General features: G+C 69.2%; 14 protein-coding genes. 5 read left to right on the top strand and 9 right to left on the bottom strand.

Annotated features, from left to right (window positions below; translation table 11 throughout):
- The first annotated feature begins 3 nt into the window (after nt 1-3).
- The 3 genes from polX (at nt 4) to AW272_RS12425 (ending at nt 4,755) form a co-directional block, all read left to right on the top strand.
- Nucleotides 4-1,686: a DNA polymerase/3'-5' exonuclease PolX gene (gene polX, locus AW272_RS12415; protein WP_066363936.1), complete on the top strand. Its 1,683-nt coding sequence runs from the start codon at nt 4-6 to the stop codon at nt 1,684-1,686.
- 389 nt (nt 1,687-2,075) lie between these two features.
- Entirely contained in the window at nt 2,076-3,119 is a 1,044-nt protein-coding gene (locus AW272_RS12420) for a sulfite oxidase (RefSeq protein WP_066363938.1), read from the top strand.
- 205 nt (nt 3,120-3,324) lie between these two features.
- Entirely contained in the window at nt 3,325-4,755 is a 1,431-nt protein-coding gene (locus tag AW272_RS12425; protein ID WP_066363940.1) for a WS/DGAT/MGAT family O-acyltransferase, read from the top strand.
- Between the two features lie 3 nt (nt 4,756-4,758).
- On the opposite strand, the gene AW272_RS12430 is transcribed toward AW272_RS12425, so the two are convergent.
- From AW272_RS12430 to AW272_RS12450, 5 genes are read right to left on the bottom strand one after another with little or no spacing between them, the layout of a single operon-like run.
- Nucleotides 4,759-7,035: an ABC transporter permease gene (locus tag AW272_RS12430; RefSeq protein WP_066363942.1), complete on the bottom strand. Its 2,277-nt coding sequence runs from the start codon at nt 7,033-7,035 to the stop codon at nt 4,759-4,761.
- A gap of 49 nt (nt 7,036-7,084) precedes the next feature.
- Nucleotides 7,085-8,083: a LacI family DNA-binding transcriptional regulator gene (locus AW272_RS12435; protein WP_218010871.1), complete on the bottom strand. Its 999-nt coding sequence runs from the start codon at nt 8,081-8,083 to the stop codon at nt 7,085-7,087.
- A gap of 14 nt (nt 8,084-8,097) precedes the next feature.
- Nucleotides 8,098-8,928: a carbohydrate ABC transporter permease gene (locus AW272_RS12440; protein ID WP_066363945.1), complete on the bottom strand. Its 831-nt coding sequence runs from the start codon at nt 8,926-8,928 to the stop codon at nt 8,098-8,100.
- The gene (locus tag AW272_RS12445) at nt 8,928-9,881 is read right to left on the bottom strand and encodes a carbohydrate ABC transporter permease (protein ID WP_083958246.1); all 954 of its coding nucleotides are present in this window, start codon (nt 9,879-9,881) and stop codon (nt 8,928-8,930) included. Before AW272_RS12445 ends, AW272_RS12440 begins: the two co-directional genes overlap by 1 nt.
- Nucleotides 9,882-11,180 carry an ABC transporter substrate-binding protein gene (locus AW272_RS12450; protein WP_066363947.1) on the bottom strand — a complete coding sequence of 433 codons (1,299 nt, stop codon included), beginning with the start codon at nt 11,178-11,180 and terminating at the stop codon, nt 9,882-9,884.
- A 149-nt stretch (nt 11,181-11,329) separates the two neighbouring features.
- Between AW272_RS12450 and AW272_RS12455 the strand changes: the two genes are divergently transcribed.
- On the top strand, nt 11,330-13,273 hold the full coding sequence (locus AW272_RS12455) for a beta-galactosidase (RefSeq protein ID WP_066363948.1): 1,944 nt from the start codon (nt 11,330-11,332) through the stop codon (nt 13,271-13,273).
- A 21-nt stretch (nt 13,274-13,294) separates the two neighbouring features.
- Nucleotides 13,295-14,398, top strand: coding sequence for a glycoside hydrolase family 53 protein (locus tag AW272_RS12460; RefSeq protein WP_066363952.1), 1,104 nt, complete (start codon nt 13,295-13,297; stop codon nt 14,396-14,398).
- Here AW272_RS12460 and AW272_RS12465 read toward each other — a convergent pair.
- From AW272_RS12465 to AW272_RS12480, 4 genes are all read right to left on the bottom strand, one after another.
- Nucleotides 14,363-14,953, bottom strand: a complete 591-nt coding sequence (locus AW272_RS12465; protein ID WP_066363953.1) for a DUF998 domain-containing protein — start codon at nt 14,951-14,953, stop codon at nt 14,363-14,365. The two genes, AW272_RS12460 and AW272_RS12465, sit on opposite strands and share 36 nt — an antisense overlap.
- A 48-nt stretch (nt 14,954-15,001) precedes the next feature.
- Nucleotides 15,002-15,550, bottom strand: a complete 549-nt coding sequence (locus AW272_RS12470; protein WP_066363954.1) for a TetR/AcrR family transcriptional regulator — start codon at nt 15,548-15,550, stop codon at nt 15,002-15,004.
- A gap of 119 nt (nt 15,551-15,669) precedes the next feature.
- Nucleotides 15,670-17,280, bottom strand: coding sequence for a monocarboxylic acid transporter (locus AW272_RS12475; RefSeq protein WP_066363955.1), 1,611 nt, complete (start codon nt 17,278-17,280; stop codon nt 15,670-15,672).
- Nucleotides 17,281-17,610: a DUF485 domain-containing protein gene (locus tag AW272_RS12480; RefSeq protein ID WP_083958247.1), complete on the bottom strand. Its 330-nt coding sequence runs from the start codon at nt 17,608-17,610 to the stop codon at nt 17,281-17,283.
- Between the last annotated feature and the right edge of the window lie 78 nt (nt 17,611-17,688).

Raw genomic sequence — 17,688 nt, forward strand, 5'->3', positions numbered from 1 at the left:
GACATGGCACGGGCGAATGACGAGGCCGCTGCGGCCCTGGAAGAGTACGCCGAACTGTTCGCGCTGAACGGCGGCGACGCCTTCCGCGTGCGCAGCTACCAGAAGGCGGCCAAGTCGATCGCCGGCTACCCGGAGGACCTGCGCGCGACACCGGTGCGCGAGATCCCCGGCGTGGGCGAGGCCATCGCGAAGAAGGTCGAGGAGTTCCTGGAGCGGGGCAGCTTCCGCCAGCTCGACGACCTGCGGTCGAAGGTCCCCGACGGCGTGCGGCGACTGACGAAGATCCCGACGCTCGGGCCGAAGAAGGCGCTGTTCCTCTTCCAGGAGCTCGGCATCGACTCCCCCGACGCCCTGGCGACGGCCATCGGCGAAGGCCGGCTCCAGGGTCTGAAGGGGTTCGGCGCCAAGACCGAGGAGAACATCCTCAAGGGCATCGCGCAGATGGCCGAGACCCGCGTTCACCTGGGGATCGCCGCCGACCTGGCCGACAAGGTCATGGCCTCGATCGACGCCGACCGCATCGCCTTCGCCGGGTCGCTTCGGAGAATGCGCGACACCATCGGCGACATCGACATCCTGGCCGTCGGCTCGCCGGAGCTGATGGAGACCTTCGCGCATCAGCCTTTCGTCACCGAGGTCATCGCGCGCGGCGAGAAGAAGACGTCCGTCCGCACCGACCGGAACATCCAGGTCGACCTCCGGCTGGTGCCGGCGGAGTCGTGGGGCGCCGCGCTGATCTACTTCACCGGATCGAAGGAGCACAACGTCCACCTTCGCGAGATGTGCGTGAAGAAGGGCTGGAAGCTCTCCGAATACGGCCTGTTCGACGCCGACGACAACGTCATCGCGGCCGCGACCGAAGAAGACATCTACGCCGCTCTCGGGATGGAGTGGATCCCGCCGACGCTGCGGGAGGACGGCGGGGAGATCCAGGCCGCACTCAAGCACGAACTCCCGAAGCTGGTCACCCTCGACGACCTGAAGGGCGACCTGCACACCCACACCGACCTGACCGACGGCATCGCCACGCTGGAAGACATGCTGGCCGCCGCCGCCAAGCGCGGTTACGCCTACTATGCCGTCACTGATCATGCTCCTGACCTGGTCATGCAGCGCATGACGCTGGAGAAGGCGCTCGCGCAGCGGGCCCGGCTCGACGAGTTGCAGAAGAGCTATCCGAACATGCGGCTGCTGCACGGCAGCGAACTCAACATCGCGCCCGACGGCGGCGTCGACTGGCCGGAAGACATCCTGGCGGGTTTCGACGTCTGCGTCGCCAGCGTCCACTCCCACTTCAACCAGTCGCGCGACGAGATGACCCGGCGCTTCATCGCGGCCTGCGAGAACCCCGGGGTCGACATCATCGGCCACCCGACCACCCGGAAAATCGGGAAACGTCCGGGCGTCGACGCCGACTGGGACGCGGTCTTCCGCGCCGCCGCCCGCACCGGCACCGCCCTGGAGATCGACGCCTACCCCGACCGCGCCGACCTCCCCTCCGATCTCGTGCGCCTGGCGCGCCACCACGGCGTCAAGTTCTCCATCGACAGCGACTCCCACGCCATCCCGCATCTGGACAACCAGAAGTTCGGCGTCGGCATCGCCCAACGCGGCTGGCTGACCCCCGACGACGTGATCAACACCTGGCCGATCGACAAACTGCTCCATTTCCTGGGCCGCCGATAGCTCCGCGCCGCCGATGAGTTGATCTCCGGCCATGGTTTTTTGCTTCCGTTACGGCTCCCGCCTGGCCGGCACCGGCCACCGTCTCCGGCCCGCACCGTATCCGGCGCCGGCCACCCGCTCCCGGCCCCCACCGTCACGAGTGACGTGCGGCCAGAGTCTTTGGACAACCCCAAATACGCACGAATCAGGTCGAACCCCGCGTGCCCCGGGCCACCACGCTGAAGAATCGGTAGCGGCCGGAGATCAGGCCGACCCGAGTACCGCTCACGTTCTGGACAAACCCAGATGTCCAGGATGCCCGCTTGGACAAATCAAGCAGTCCCCACCTGGGCCATTGAAGTATTTGCAACTTTCCTGGTAGGAAATACCCATAAGGGAAGGGGCTCCTCATGAACCGGACCGCTCTGTGCACCCTGGGCGACGTCGCCCCCCTCGCCGCGCACCTCAACCCCATCGTCAAACCGCTCCCCGGCGACCTGTTCACCGTCCACGACACCGGCACCGGCACGTGCGCCGAGACCCGATGGGAGGCCATGGCGGGCCAGGGCTATCACACGCCGAACGACCGGTTCTTCGTCAGCAGCCACACCGCGACCCCGTTCATCGACGCCCGTTCCTGGCGTCTTCGCCTGCACGGCGACGGCCTCGAAGGCCCCAGGTCGCTCACGTACACCGACCTGCGCAGACTCCCCGCCCGCACCCTCGACGTGGCCATCGAGTGCGCCGACAACGGGCGGTCGCTCTTCCCCGCCCAGCGGACCGACGGCGTTCCGTGGGGCCTGGGCGGCATCGGGGTCGCGCGCTGGCGCGGGGTGCCGCTGAAGGCGGTCCTCACGCTCGCCGGGGTCCGGCCGGGCGCCCTCGACGTGCTGGCCACCGGCCTCGACGACCCGGTCGAGGGGCGGGGCCGCGTGCGGCATTCCATTCCGCTGACCAAGGCCCTGGACGACGCGCTGATCGCGTACGAGATGAACGGGGTTCCGCTTCCCCCGGATCACGGTTATCCGGCGCGGCTCGTCGTGCCGGGGTGGGCGGGGATCGCGTCGATCAAGTGGCTCGGCGAGATCGAGGTCGGCACCCGGCCTCTCACCAGCCCGTTCGCCACCGCGGTCACCACCCCGCCGGTCAAGAGCGCGTTCGAGCTTCCCTGGCCCGCGAAGGTAGCCTTCGGGAGACGGCATGTCCTGCGCGGCCGCTCCTGGTCGGGGGCCGCCGGGATCGCGAAGATCGAGGTCAGCACCGACGGCGGCCAGACGTGGCAGAAGGCCTTCTACCGGCGGGGCACCCGGGCCTGGACGCCCTGGCACGTCGAATGGTGTCCGCGCGAGAAGGGCCCCGGCGTGCTCCTCGCCAGGGCGGTAGATCACAATGGGTACAGGCAGTCAGAAATCGAACACGCCGCAATCGTGGCGCACCCGGTGATCGTCGAGTAGCGAAGTGTTACCTTTGCGGAAGGTTCGCCGGTTTTTCGTGCAGCTCGCGGGGGTTCGCGGGGGGCTGGCCGCCTATGGGGGAAGTACGGGTAGGCGATTCCGCGCTGTCAGAATCGCTCCCGGAGACGTCTTGGTAACGCCCCGGTAACCGCTCCTGGCGAGGATGGGGGCGGAAACCGGCGGAGAACGACAGGGGAGGTTGCCCATGGCCCAGCTCACGGCACTCGACGCGCAGTTCCTCAGCACGGAGTCCGACACTACGGTCACCCACGTCGCCGGCGTCGCCGTCCTGGACGGCAGCGTCACCCGGGACCGCCTGGTCGCGCTGCTGCGCGAACGGGTCCACCTCGCACCGCCACTGCGGATGCGGCTCGCCGACGTGCCCTTCGGGCTCGATCGGCCCTACTGGACCGAAGACGACGACTTCGACGTCGCCGACCATGTCCACGAATCGACGGTGCGGCACGAAGACGAACTCGCCGTCCACGTCGCCAGGCTCCACGCGCGCCGGCTCGACCGGCGAAAACCGCTTTGGGAGATGCACCTGATCCACGGCCTCGGCGAAGGCCGCGTGGCCGTTTACACCAAGGTTCATCATGCCGCCATCGACGGAGTGTCGGGGTCGGAGATCCTTGGTGCCTTCCTCGACCTCAGCCACGAACAGCGGCAGGTCGAGCCGCCCGCCGACGACGCGCCGCGCGCCAAGGCGCCCAACCAGGCCGAGATGCTGGCCGGGGCGTTCGGGCGCATGCTGTCCCAGCCCGGTGACGCGGTGAAGTCGCTGGCCCGCGCCGTCGCCGACCTCGACGCGATGCCCGTCTCCGGCGGCCTGCCCGGCGCCCATCGCCTGGCCACGGTCGCGCGCCGGCTGCTCGGCGAGAAGCCCCTGCCGCCGCTGCCCTCGCTGGCGGCGCCGCGCACTCCGTTCAACGGCCCGATCACCCGGATGCGGACCTTCGCGTACGGCTCTGTGGCACTCTCCGATGTGAAGCACGTCGGCCGCGCTTACGGCATGAGCGTCAACGACGTCGTGATGACGGTCGTGTCGGGCGCGCTGCGGTCATGGCTCGAAGAGCACGCCGCGCTGCCGGGCCAGCCGCTGGTGGCGGCGGTGCCGGTGGCCGTGCGGACCAGCAAGGGCTCCGACACCATCGGCAACCAGATCTCCGCGATGATCACCCCGCTGGCCACCGACGTCGAAGACCCCGAGGAGCGTCTCTCCACGGTCCGCGGCCTGATGTCCACCGCCAAGCGCCGCTTCGCGCAGTCACGCACGAGCTGGCTGAACGACATCTGCTCGGTGCTGCCCGCCCCGATCGCGAACCTGGCCACGCCCCACTTCTTCCGGCTGGCCGGCCGGGTGACGCCCGGCGTGAACCTGATCGTGTCGAACGTACCGGGCCCGCAGCTGCCGCTCTACATGTGCGGCGCACGTCTGATGGCCTACTACCCGATGTCGGTGCTCACCGACGTGACCGGCGGCCTGTCCATCACGTGCCTCTCCTACGACGGCAGCCTCGACTTCGGCGTCGTCGCGTGTCCGGCCAGGGTGCCGGACGTATGGCGCATCATGGACCATCTCCGCGAGGCGATGGCGGAACTGGTGAAGCTGGCCGACTCGATCGACTCCGACTAGCCGCTACTCCTCCCGCAGTGCCTCACCCGGCCTCGACCGGGCCACCCGGCGTGCGGGCAGGACGGCGAGCATTGCCCCGGCCAGCAGCGCGGCCGGGGCGGCCAGCACCAGCGCGAGCGTGGCGAGCGGCGGCACATACAACAGAGGCGTGAGGTCGGCGACCGCCCGCCAGGCCAGCCGTCCGGCGGCCAGGCCCAGCGGGACGCCCACAACCAGGCCTACGGCGGCGAGCGTGCCTGCCTGGGTGAAAACGATGGCACGGCTCTGACGTGGGGTCATGCCGACGGCCCTCAATACGGCGACGGTGTGGCGGCGGCGCCGGGTCGCGGTGCCCAGGGCGTGGCCGATCGCGCCCATGGCCAGCAGGGCGAGGAATCCCCCGAGAATCGGCGGCATCGCCTGGACGTTGCGGATCTGGGCGAGCGCGCCCGGTTCCATCGACGGCATGGATCCCGCGCCGAGCCGTGCGGCGACCCCGGCCGGGTCGGCTCCCGGGCGCAGCGCGATCAGGGACTCCCGGAACTTGAAGAAGCCGTTGGGGAAGAGCCGGGCGTAGTCGGGTTCGGTCAGCCAGGCGCCGTCGGCGTAGCCGTTGTGAGGGTTCTCCGGGACGAACGCGATGCCCGTCACCGTAAGGTCCGCGGATCCGTAGGCCGCGGCGCGCACGGTGTCGCCGATGTCGGCGCCGATCGTACGGGCGGCGTCGGGGGCGAGCGCGATCTCGCCGGGGACCGACGGCGGGCGTCCCCGGGTCGCGACGAGCCGGAGCGGGGTGCCGCCCACCGGAGTGCGGGTGAAGACGGTGACGGGGGTCGAGCCGATGGTCACCACACCGACCCGGGTGTCGGTCACCGAGACCACGTCGGGGTCGGCGGCCCATTGTCCCGGCAGGGCGACCGGGGTCGTCTGGCGGCCGTCGAAGCCGGTCATGGCCCAGAGCTGGAAGGTCTGGCCGAAGCGGGAGGCATCCGCGTCGGCGGCTCCGGCCTGGAAGGTCAGCGCGGCCAGCACTCCGGCCGTTCCGATCACGACCCCCGCGAGAGCGGGGCGCACGGGGGTGACCGAGCGTCCGGTGCCGGATTCCAGGGCCAGGCGCACTCCCACGACGGCGGGGACCGGGAGTCCCAATCGGTACACCCATACGGCCGCGACCGATCGCCGGGCCGGTCCCGTGGTCCTTCCGGCGGGCCAGGCCGCCAGGGCAGCCGTCACGGTCAGGACGATCACCACGAGGGCGGCGACTCCGGCGAGGACCGGGAGGTCGACGTACACACCCTGTTGCGGTTCCGCCCGCGCGGCCGATCCGATCGGGAAGATCGGCGAGGCGGCGACCGCGAGCCCCGACCCGGTCAGGGCACCGGTGAGCACCGCGAACGCCGGGCCGCAGACGGCGGCGACCAGTGCCTGCCGGGGACGCATGCCGATCGTGCGCAGCACGCGCAGGTCGGTGGCCGAGCCCGCCGCGTAGCGGGCGACGGCCTGACCGAGCAGGGCGAGCACGGTCACGAGCGCGGCCGCGGCGATGGCGAGCAGGATGAGCGCCTCGAACTCGGCGCCTTGATCGATCTTGCCGGCGAGTTCGTGGAGGTCGCGGATCTCGACGTCGTTGCGACCGGTCAGAGCCGCGAAGGCGCGCTGGAACTCAGGAATGGCGGCGGTCCCGCCGCGCAGGCGGACGATCGCGTTGTAGATGGCCCCGTCGGAGAGGTTCTCCAGGTCGGCGCGGTAGCGCTCGCCGAACGCCCGGGTCGTGGTGATCGCGGGGATGATCAGGGCGAACGGATAGCGGACGACGCCGACGACCCGCACCGGCTGCCGCTTCCCACCGGCGGTGGCGACGACGACGTCGCCGACCCGCAGCCGGTTGGCCGCCATGAAGTCGGAGGTCGCGACGGCCTCGTCGACGCGGTTCTCGTCGGCGACGCGGCCCGCGATCACAACCGGACGTTCGACGGTGACGAGGAGGTTCCCGTCGGGTGAGGCGTAGTTGATCCCCGGCTCGGGGAGCGCCTCGAACAGGATGTCGCTGATCAGGAACGTGGCCACCGCCTCGACCCCGGGCAGCCGCCGGACAGTGTCCCAGTCGAACCCGGGCCGGTTCGGCTGCACCAGGACGGTCGCGGACAGGGTCACCGCGCTCAGCCGGTCGACGGCGGAGCCGCCCCGCCGGGCGCCCGTCGCGGCGGCGGTCACGGCGGCCGAACTCACAGCGACCAGCACCGCGAGCGCGACCAGGGTCCGGGCCCGGCGTCGCATGTCGAGCCACACCCACATCCACATGGGTCCATTGCGCCTCGGAACGGGATGGTCACGCCACGGGGTTAGCCCTCTAGGCCGACTCGCGGATCACCAGCCGGGTCGGCACCGTCACCGACTCCACCTGCTCCGCGCCGTCGATCAGGTCGAGCAGGATCCGCACCGTCTCCTCGGCGATCTCGGCCAGTGGCTGGCGGATCGTGGTCAGTGGCGGGTGGGTCGACATGGCCACGTCGGAGTCGTCGAAGCCGCCGACGGCCACGTCGTCGGGGACCCGCCGGCCGGCGGCGCGCAGGGTCGCCAGTGCTCCCCCGGCCATGACGTCGGAGGCGCAGAAGACGGCGTCGAGATCAGGGGAGCGCTCCAAGAGGCGGGCCATCGCCTGTTCGCCCGACAGGCGGGTCCAGTCGCCGTGTTCGATCAGTTTCTTGGACGCCCGGCGGCCCAGTTCGTCGGTGAAGCCTTCCAGGCGCTGGATGCCGCCGGGGGTGTCCATCGGACCGGTGATGATGGCGATCTTCTTGCGGCCCTGTTCGACCAGGTAGCGGGTCATCTGCCGGGCTCCGCCGCGCTCGTCGCAGGCGGCGAAGGGGATGACGTTCTCCATGCCGATCACCGCGCCGCACGACACGGCCGGGATGCGCAGCCCTTCGAGGGCCTCGACCAGCGGGTCTCCGGCGTGGGTCGACTGGAGCAGGACCCCGTCGGCGTGGCCGCCCTTGACGTAACGGAGGACCCGGTCTCTGTCGCCGGCGTCGCCCGCGATCATCATCACCAGGGAGAGGTCGCGGGCGGCCAGGCGGCGGATCGCGGTGCGGATGGTGGTGCTGTAGTTGGGGTCTTCGAAGATCTTCTCGTTGGGTTCCGACAGGACCATGACCACCGAACCGGCGCGCTGGGTGACCAGGCTGCGCGCGTTGCGGTTCACCACGTAGCCCGTCTCGGCGATGGCCCTTTCTGTGGCCAGCCGGGCGGCGGTGCTGACGTATCGGTCGCCGTTGAGCACCCGGGAGACGGTCCCGCGCGATACGCCCGCCGCCGCTGCGACGTCGTGGATGGTGGGCCGTTTCACGCCGTTATTCTCCACTAACCTTTGACGGCTCCGCCCGAGAGGTCGGTCCGCCAGTAGCGCTGCATCGTCAGGAACAGCGCGATCAGCGGAATGATCGACAGCAGCGCGCCGGTGACGATCAGGTTGTAGAGCGAGGGCTGGTTGGCCCCGGCCGCGAGCAGGGTGTAGAGGCCGACGGTCAGCGGGAACTTGCCGTCGTCGCCGAGCATGATGAACGGCAGCAGGAAATTGTTCCAGATGGCGACGAACTGGAACAGGAAGATCGTCACCATCCCCGGCACCATCAGCGGCACGCCGACCCTGCCGAGCAGCCGCCACTCGCTACCGCCGTCGATCCGGCCGGCTTCGAGCAGTGAGTCGGGCACGGCGGCACCCGCGTAGATGCGGGCGAGGTAGATGCCGTACGGATGCAGGATCTGCGGCAGCAGCACGGCCCAGTAGGTGTCGGCGAGCCCGATCTTGGCGAACAGCAGATACTGCGGCACGGCCAGCACCACCGACGGGACCAGCACCCCGCCGATCAGCACGTTGAAGATCAGGTTCCGTCCCCGGAACCGATACTTGGCCAGCGCGAACCCCGCCACCGCCGACACGACCGTCGACAGCAGCGCGCCACCGCCCGCGTAGAACGCGGTGTTGGCCATCCACTTCCAGAAAACCCCGTTCCTGTACGAATTGAGCTCCGCCAGGTTGTCGAGCAGTCCCGTGCCGGGGGTGAAGGTGCCGAGGGTGAACAACTCCCCCGGCGACTTGGTCGCCGAGACCAGCACCCAGCTCACCGGCAGCAGACAGTAGAGCGCCCCGATCAGCAGGATCCCGGTCGGAATCAGACGCTGAGGCGTCATCAGGCCTCCCCGAACGCACGCCCGCGCACCACGCGCAGGAACCCGAACGACACGACCATCGACACCGCCGCGATCACCAGCGACGTCGCCGCCGCCGAGTAGAGGTCGCCGGTCACGAAGGCGTCCCGATAGACCTTCATCAAGGGGCTCCAGGTCGAGCTGATCGTGTTGGTCAGCGGCCGCAGGGTGGTCGGTTCGGTGAAGACCTGAATGGTGGCGATCAGCGAGAAGACCGTGGTCAGGACGATCGCCGGCACCAGCATCGGCAGCTTGATCCGCAGCGCGATGGCGAGTTCGGAGGCCCCGTCGATGCGGGCGGCCTCGTAGTAGCTACGCGGGATGGCCCGCAGGTTCGTGTAGAGGACGAGCATGTTGAACCCCGTCCCACCCCACACCGCCACGTTGGCCATCGAATAGGTCACCGCGGTCGCACCCAGGAAGTCGATCCCGCCGATCGGCGTGAGGCTCGGCAGGTAGAGGAACCCCCACAGCAGCGAGGCCACCACCCCCGGCACGGCGTAGGGCAGGAAGATCGCGATCCGGCTGAACCGCGCCAGCCTGACGTGGGCCGAGTCCAGGAACAACGCGAACAACAACGCCAGCCCCAGCATCACGACCAGCACGAGCGCCCCATAACCGAGCACCCGCAACCAGCCCGCCCACAGCTCCCCGTCGCTCACCGCAGCCTGGAGATTCGCGCCCCCGGCCCACACCTCCTGCCGGGCCCCACGCCCCAGGCCGAGCCCGGAGACCTGGGTGCGACGGAAGCTCAGAAAGACGGTGTAGGCGATGGGCAACGCGAAGAACAGGACGAACAGCACGATCGCGGGTGCCAGGAACAGGTAAGGCGCGGCACCCCGGGAAACGCCACCTTCTCGGGTCGAGCCGCTCCGAGAGGTGCGGCTGTCTTTGCTGGACGCGATCTGAGAAGCGCCGTCAGGTCGGATGGACATCTAGTCCTCCAGGGTGAAGCCGGACTTCTGCATGTCGGCCACGGTGGCTTCCTGCATGAAGGTCACCGCGCCGCCGAAGGCCGACTTGTCCTGGAGGGCCTTGTCGAAGCCGTCCTTGTAGGCGTTGTACGTCACCCCGACGTTAGGACCGAACGTGAAGCCCCGCGCCGTCGCCCCGATCGCCGCGGCCTGGGTCCAGAAGTCGGGCTGGCTCTCGGCGAAGTACGCCGGGGGCTCGCCCAAAGACGCCTGGCCCTTCCCGGACGCCGGGTAGATGAAGGCCTCCTTGACCAGCAGGTCGAGGGCCGCGGGGTCGGTGTTCAGCCAGGTCGCGAACTTCAGCGCGGCGGCCTTGTTCTTCGTACCGGACGAGATCGCGGTGGACGACCCGCCCCAGAAGCCGCTGGAGTTCTCCCCCGCCGACCACTGCGGGAGCGGGGCGACGGCCCATTTGCCCTTGCCGTCGGGGGCGTTGCTCTCCAGGACGCCGGGGCCCCAGACCGCCGAGGGCCAGCTGAGCTGGGTGCCCTCGTTGAGGGCCTTGTTCCATTCGGGGGTGAAGTAGGGCTGGTCGTCGATGACGCCCTCGGCCACCAGGCCGCCCCAGAACTCGGCGACCTTCGTGGTCGCGGCATCGTTGATGCCGACCTTCCAGGCGTCGCCGGCGATCGTCCACCACTGGGCGCCCGCCTGCTGGGCCAGGCCCGCGAACCAGCCGGGGTCCTTGCTGGAGAAGCTGCCCAGGTAGACCTTGGGGTCGGCCTTGTGGACCGTGCGGGCGGCCTCGGCGTATTCGTCCCAGGTCCTGGGGACGGCGATCTTGTACTTCTCGAAGAGGTCCTTGCGGTAGTAGAGCATCATCGGGCCGCTGTCCTGCGGGATCGCGTAGACGCCGTCGGTGCCCAGGGTCACCAGGCCCCACAGTCCCTGGCTGAACTCGCCCTTGATCGCGGCGGTGTCGGCGGCCAGGTCGGCCACCGCGTCGGCGGCGACGAACGACGGTAAGTGCTGGTATTCGGCCTGGACCAGATCGGGGGCGTTGCCGGCCTTGGCGGCGGTGAGGAACTTGGCGGCCGCGTCGTCGCCGCCGGCCTGCTTGCTGACGGTGACCTTGATGTCGGGGTTGGCCTGGTTCCAGACCTCGGCGATCTTGTCCATGTTCGGGGCCCAGGTCCAGTAGGTCAGCGCGACCGGGCCTGCGGGCGCGACCGCTTGGGGTTCTTCAACGGTGCCGCTGCTGCTGCACCCGGCGGCCAGGGTGACGGCGAGCGCGGCGAAGGCCAGTCGTGTCGTACGCATCCGAACCTCCGGGAGGAGTCTCTGTGAACGTTCACAGACTGAAAGCACGGCGATTTGCTGTCAATGCCCCGTTACATGCTCGTTAACTGGACGGCCCTACCGCCGTGAATTACTGTGCACGTTCACAGAACCAAAGCACTGGGGGACCCGTGGCAGGCATCGCGTTCGGCGGCGACTACAACCCGGAACAGTGGCCGCGCGAGGTGCAGGAGGAGGACGTCCGGCTGATGCGGGAGGCCGGGGTGACCATGGTCAGCCTGGGCATCTTCGCCTGGGCCCTGCTCGAACCGGCCGAGGGCCGCTACGAGTTCGGCTGGCTCGACGAGGTCGTCGACCGCCTCCACGCGGCCGGGATCGCGGTCAACTTGGGCACCCCGACCGCCGCGCCGCCGCCGTGGTTCTCCCTGAAACATCCAGACTCGCGCCCCGTGACCCGGGAGGGCCGCCGGGTCGGCACCGGCGGCCGGGAGCACGCCTGCTCCAGCCACCCCGCGTTCCGCCACGCCACCGCCGAACTGGTCTCCCGCCTGGCGCAGCGCTACGGCGACCACCCGGCGGTGGTGATGTGGCACGTCCACAACGAATACGGCGCCCCGCTCGGCGAGTGCTACTGCGAGGCCAGCGTGGCCGCGTTCAGAGAATGGCTCAAGGTCCGGTACGCCACCCTCGATGCCCTCAACCACGCCTGGGGCACCACGTTCTGGGGTCAGCACTACGGCGACTGGGCCGAGATCGACGCCCCCCGCTGGAGCCACACAGTGGTGAACCCCGCCCAGCGCCTCGACTACGCCCGCTTCGCCAACGATGAGCACCGGGGCCACTACCTGCTGCAGAAGGAACTGCTGACCGGCAAACCGGTGACCACCAACTTCGCCGGGACGGTCAACTGCAAGTCCATGGACCTCTGGACGTGGGCCGGCGACGTCGACGTCATCGCCAACGACCACTATCTCGACGCCGAACGCCCCGACAACCACATCCACCTCGCCATGTCGGCCGACCTCAGCCGCTCGCTCGCCGGGGGCGGCCCGTGGCTGCTGATGGAGCACTCCACCGGCGCGGTCAACTGGCAGCGGTGGGGTGTCGCCAAACGTCCAGGCGAGATGCGCCGCAACAGCCTCGCCCACGTGGCCAGGGGCTCCGACGCGGTGATGTTCTTCCAGTGGCGGGCCTCCCGGTTCGGCGCCGAGAAGTTCCACTCGGCGATGGTCCCGCACGCCGGCACCGACTCGGCGCTCTGGCGCGACGTGGTGCGCCTGGGCGCGGAGGTCGGCCGGCTGGCCGAGGTGGCGGGGAGCCGGGTGAGCGCCGAGGTCGCGATCGTGTGGGACTGGGAGTCGTACTGGGCCCTCGAACTGGACTGGCGTCCGTCCACTGAGCTGCGGTTCCTGGAACGGGTGGAGGCGTACTACGCGGCGCTGTGGCGGGAGCACGTGACGGTGGATTTCGTCCATCCATCGGCCGATATTTCGGGATATCGGCTGGTCGTGGCACCGAGCGCCTACCTGCTCACCGAAGGCTCGGCGAAGAACCTCCAGCGCTACGTCGAAGACGGCGGCAGCCTCGTGGTGTCGTATTTCTCCGGGATCGTCAACGAGCACGACACGATTCACCCGGGCGCCTACCCGGGCGTGCTGCGCGAGGTGCTCGGCCTGAGCGTGGAAGAGTTCCACCCCCTCAGGGACGACGAGACCGTCGCCCTCGGCAGGCCCGACGGGGTCGGGCGGATCTGGTCCGAGCGGGTGCGTCCCGCCGGAGCGCGGACCGTCCAGAGCTTCGCCACCGGGCCGGATGCCGGACACGCGGCCGTGACCAGGCACAACCTCGGCGCGGGCGTCGCCTGGTACATCGCGACCGCCCCCGACGACCTGCGGGAACTCCTCGCCGAGATCGTCGTCAGAGCCGGTGTCACCCGGCCGGGCGAGCTCCCTGACGCCCTCGAAATGGTCGAGCGCGGCCCCTATGTCTTCCTCATCAACCACGCCGACGCCGCCGCCCCGGTCCCGGGCGTGGTCGGCGCGGACCTGATCTCGGGTGCCCCCTTCACCGGGGAGGTGCCCGCCGGTGGGGTGTGCGTCGTGCGCACCCCCTGACGCCCCAACCGGAGGAACCAGGTGAAACGCACGCTCGTGGCCCTCGCGGCCACTCTCGGTCTGCTCGGGTTACCAGCACCCGCGCAGGCCGGGCCGCCAGTACCGATCCGCGGCGCCGACGTCTCCAGCCTCGCCAAGTCCGAGGTGTACGGGGGTGTCTACCGCGACCCGGGCGGTAGACACGGTGACGCGCTGCGGATCATGCAGCAGGCCGGCGTGAACCACATCCGGCTCAAGGTCTGGGTGTACCCGGCCGACGGCTACAACGACAAGGCCCACGTGGTCGCCGTCGCGAAACGGGCCAAGGCGCTCGGCATGAAGGTGCTGGTCGACTTCCACTACTCCGACTCGTGGGCCGACCCCGGCAAGCAGAACAAGCCCGCCGCCTGGGCCGCCCTCCCCTACGACCAGCTCAGACAGGCCGTGTACGACCACACCTTCGACGTCCTGAACACGTTGAAACGGCAGGGCGCGACCGCCGACCTGGTCCAGATCGGCAACGAACTCAACGGCGGCCTGCTCTGGCCCGACGGGCAGTACACCGACTGGCCCGGCATGGCCGGCCTGCTCAACGCCGGATACGACGCCGTCAAGGCCGTCTCCCGTAACACCAAGGTGATCATCCATCTGGCCAACGGCGGCGACAACGGCCTCTACCGCTGGTGGTTCGACAACGCCGCCACCCACGGCATCCGCTATGACGTGATCGGCCTGTCCTACTACCCGTACTGGCACGGAACCTTCGAAGCCTTCCAGGCCAACCTCAACGACGTCGCCACCCGCTACGGCAAACCGGTCGTCGTGGCCGAGACCGCCTACCCGTTCACCACGGCCGACAAGGACGGCTGGGAGAACATCATCCTGTCCGCCGAGCCCTACCCGGGCTATCCGGCGACCCCGCAGGGCCAGGTGGCGTTCCTGAAGAAGATGTACGACATCATCAGGGCCGTCCCCAACGGGCTGGGCCTGGGCCTCTTCTACTGGGAGGCGACCTGGACGGGCGTGCCCGGCAACGGCTGGGACCCGGCCGACCCGAGTTCGGGCAACGGCTGGGAGAACCAGGCCCTGTTCGACTACACCGACCGCGCCCTACCGGGCCTGCGCACTCTGGGCACCGGCCGGTGACCTGAGGAGTCGCACGCAGATCGCGGTGAACCAGGCCGAGATCACGATGACCCCGGCGGTGAACAGGAGCAGGCTCCAACCGGCTCCGCCCGCCGAGGCCATCGCGGCGAAGCCCGCGATGAAGAAGATCCCGCCGAGAGCTGAGCCGAGGGCCCAGCCGGGCTCACCCTCGGCGCGGAACCGGCGGGCCAGGACGAGGGCCGCGACCGTGATGGCGGTGAAGCCGATCGCGCCGCAGACGAAGTGGAGGGTGCCGGAGACGCTCACCTCACTGCCGACGGGGTCGATCGTGAAGATTCCGGCGCCCAGGAGGCTCAGGCCGTACAGAGAGAAAAGGACCCTGAGCAGCCCGGTGAACGCGGACGCTCCGGCGATGACAGCCAGGCCGGAGAGCGCGAGGTTGGCGACGTGGATCCAGCCGAGATCGCCCAGGGACAGGGCGCTCCACGGCTCGCGCAGGGGGTCGAAGCCGTCACGGGTGACGATTTCGAGGAGGGAGACGACGACGTAGAAGGGGCCGGCGAGGGCGCCGAGGGTCAGCATGATTCGGTTCATGCCTTCTCCTCGAACGGGAACGGCGTTTTTCGACACCTCTAGCCGAAATCAGCCAAACAGGGCCGTCGCGATCAGGTCGGCCACGACGTCGGCGTCGATCGTGTGGCCGGTCAGGTGGCTGATGCTCTCCTGGTAGAGCAGCACCGCCGCGAACGTCGCCGCCGCTGCTTCGAGCCGGGCCGCGTCTCCCCGGCCGCCGGGCAGGGCCAGTTCCAGGGCGAACCGGGTCCGGCGGATGATCTCACTGTTCAGGCCGTGGATGCGGTCCTTCACCGACCGGTGCGTGTCGGCCTCGCGGAACAGGATGCGGCGCATCGACGGCGAGGCCGTCAGGGGGATGCGGCGGGCCAGCCGGGACAGCGCGCGGGCGGGGTCGTCGGGCTGCGGCTCGGGGTCTTCCTCGGTGACGAGGGTGCGTTCGTCGACCAGGGAGACCAAAACGTCGATCTTGCGGGGGAAGTAGTGGAACACGAGCCCTTTGGGCACCCCCGCGACCTGGGCGATGCGGGCGGTCGGGGTGGCGTCGTAGCCGCCGCCGGCGAACAGTTCCTCGGCGGCGTCGAGGATCCGGCTGCGCGCGTCCGAAGGGCTGTCCACGCGCCGACCATAACCGTTGTCCCCACCGGCCCGACATGCCGGAAAAGGGATACCCGCCTTACACAAGCGAGAAGCCCCCGGGGGCGGGTCCCGAGGGCCTCTCTCTCCTGGAGGAGCTATCAGTGGCTGGACGCCTTCTCGGCACCGACGCCGGTGAGGGAGCGGACCTCCATCTCGGCGTACTTCGACTCGTTGAACTCCTTGCTCATCCGCGTGGCGATGTAGCCGCACAGGAAGCCGATCGGGATCGAGAACAGACCCGGGTTCTCCATCGGGAACCAGTGGAAGTCCACGTCCTTGATCAGCGAGGTCGGGCGGCCCGACACGACCGGCGAGAAGATCACCAGGATCAGGGCGGAACCGAGTCCGCCGTAGATCGAGGCGACCGCGCCGGAGGTGTTGAACCTCTTCCAGAACAGGCTGTAGAGGATCGCGGGCAGGTTGCCCGAGGCCGCGATGGCGAAGGCCAGGGCGACCAGGAAGGCCACGTTCTGCGCCTGCGCCAGGATGCCCAGGCCGATCGCCACCGCGCCGATGACGAACGCGGAGATGCGGGCGACCAGGATCTCCTGCTTCTCCGAGACGTTGCCGCGCTTGAAGACGTGCGCGTAGAGGTCGTGGGCGAAGCTGGAGGAGCTGGCGAGGGTCAGACCGGCGACGACCGCGAGGATCGTGGCGAAGGCGACGGCGGCGATGACAGCCAGCAGGATCGTGCCGCCGACCTCGCCGAAGATGGCCTCGCCGATCGCCAGGGCGAGCTGTGGCGCCGCCGTGTTGCCGGCCGGGTTCTCGGCCCTGATCGCGTCGCTGCCGACCATGGCCGCCGCGCCGAAGCCCAGGACCAGGGTGAGCAGGTAGAAGGTGCCGATGATGCCGATGCCCCACAGGACCGACTTACGGGCGTCCTTGGCGGTGGGCACGGTGTAGAAGCGGATGAGGATGTGCGGCAGACCCGCCGTACCGAGAACCAGAGCAAGGCCCAAGCTGATCAGGTCGAACTTGCCCCAGATGCCCTGGGCCTCGGTGCCGTAGCGCAGGCCCGGCTCCAGGAAGGCCGCGGCCTTCCCGCTCTTCTCCGCGGCCTCGCCCATCAGGCCGGACAGGTTGAAGCCGTACTTGCCCAGGACCAGCAGGGTCACCAGGGTCGCGCCGCTCATCAGCAGCACGGCCTTGACGATCTGGACCCAGGTGGTGCCCTTCATGCCGCCGACGACGACGTACACGATCATCAGGATGCCGACGCCGACGATGGTCAGCGCCTTGCCCGAGTCGGAGGTGATGCCGAGCAGCAGGCCGACCAGGGCGCCCGCGCCGACCATCTGGGCGAGCAGGTAGAAGATCGACACCACGATGGTGGAGACGCCGGCGGCGGTGCGGACGGGCCGGGGGCTCATCCGGAAGGCCAGCACGTCGGCCATCGTGTACTTGCCGGAGTTCCGCATCAGCTCGGCGACCAGCAGCAGCGCGACGAGCCACGCCACCAGGAAGCCGATGGAGTAGAGGAAGCCGTCGTAGCCGTAGAGGGCGATCAGGCCGGCGATGCCGAGGAACGAGGCGGCCGACATGTAGTCGCCGCCGATGGCCAGGCCGTTCTGCGCCGCGCTGAACGAGCGCCCGCCGGCGTAGTAGTCGGCCGCGGTCTTGTTCTGGCGGCTGGCCCAGAAGGTGATTCCCAGCGTCCCGACCACGAAGAGCAGGAACAGGACGGTGGCGAGTGTCGTGTGGCTCATTTACTTCTCCACCTTCTCGATCTCACCGCGAAGCTCGTCGGCCAGGGGGTCGAGCTTGGCGGCCGAATGCCGTGCGTACGCCCACGAGATGGCGAAGGTGGAAACGAACTGGAGCAGTCCGAAGATCAACGCGATGTTGATGTTGCCCAGCACTTTGATGGCCATGAAGTCGCGCGCGAACGCGGACAGCACGACGTACAGCAGGTACCAAACCAAAAAGGCGACCGTCATCGGGAACGCCCATGAGCGATAGCGCCGGCGCAGCTCCTGGAACCGATCCGTCGCTCTTATCTGCTCATATACCGACGAGTCATGATGCTGAGTCGTCACGAGACCTCCCACGCTGTGATCTGGATCACCCACAAGGTAGGAGTGGACGCTACCTCCGGAGGAGATACGGAGACCCGT

This window comes from Herbidospora mongoliensis (assembly GCF_001570545.1).
Lineage (GTDB): Bacteria > Actinomycetota > Actinomycetes > Streptosporangiales > Streptosporangiaceae > Herbidospora > Herbidospora mongoliensis.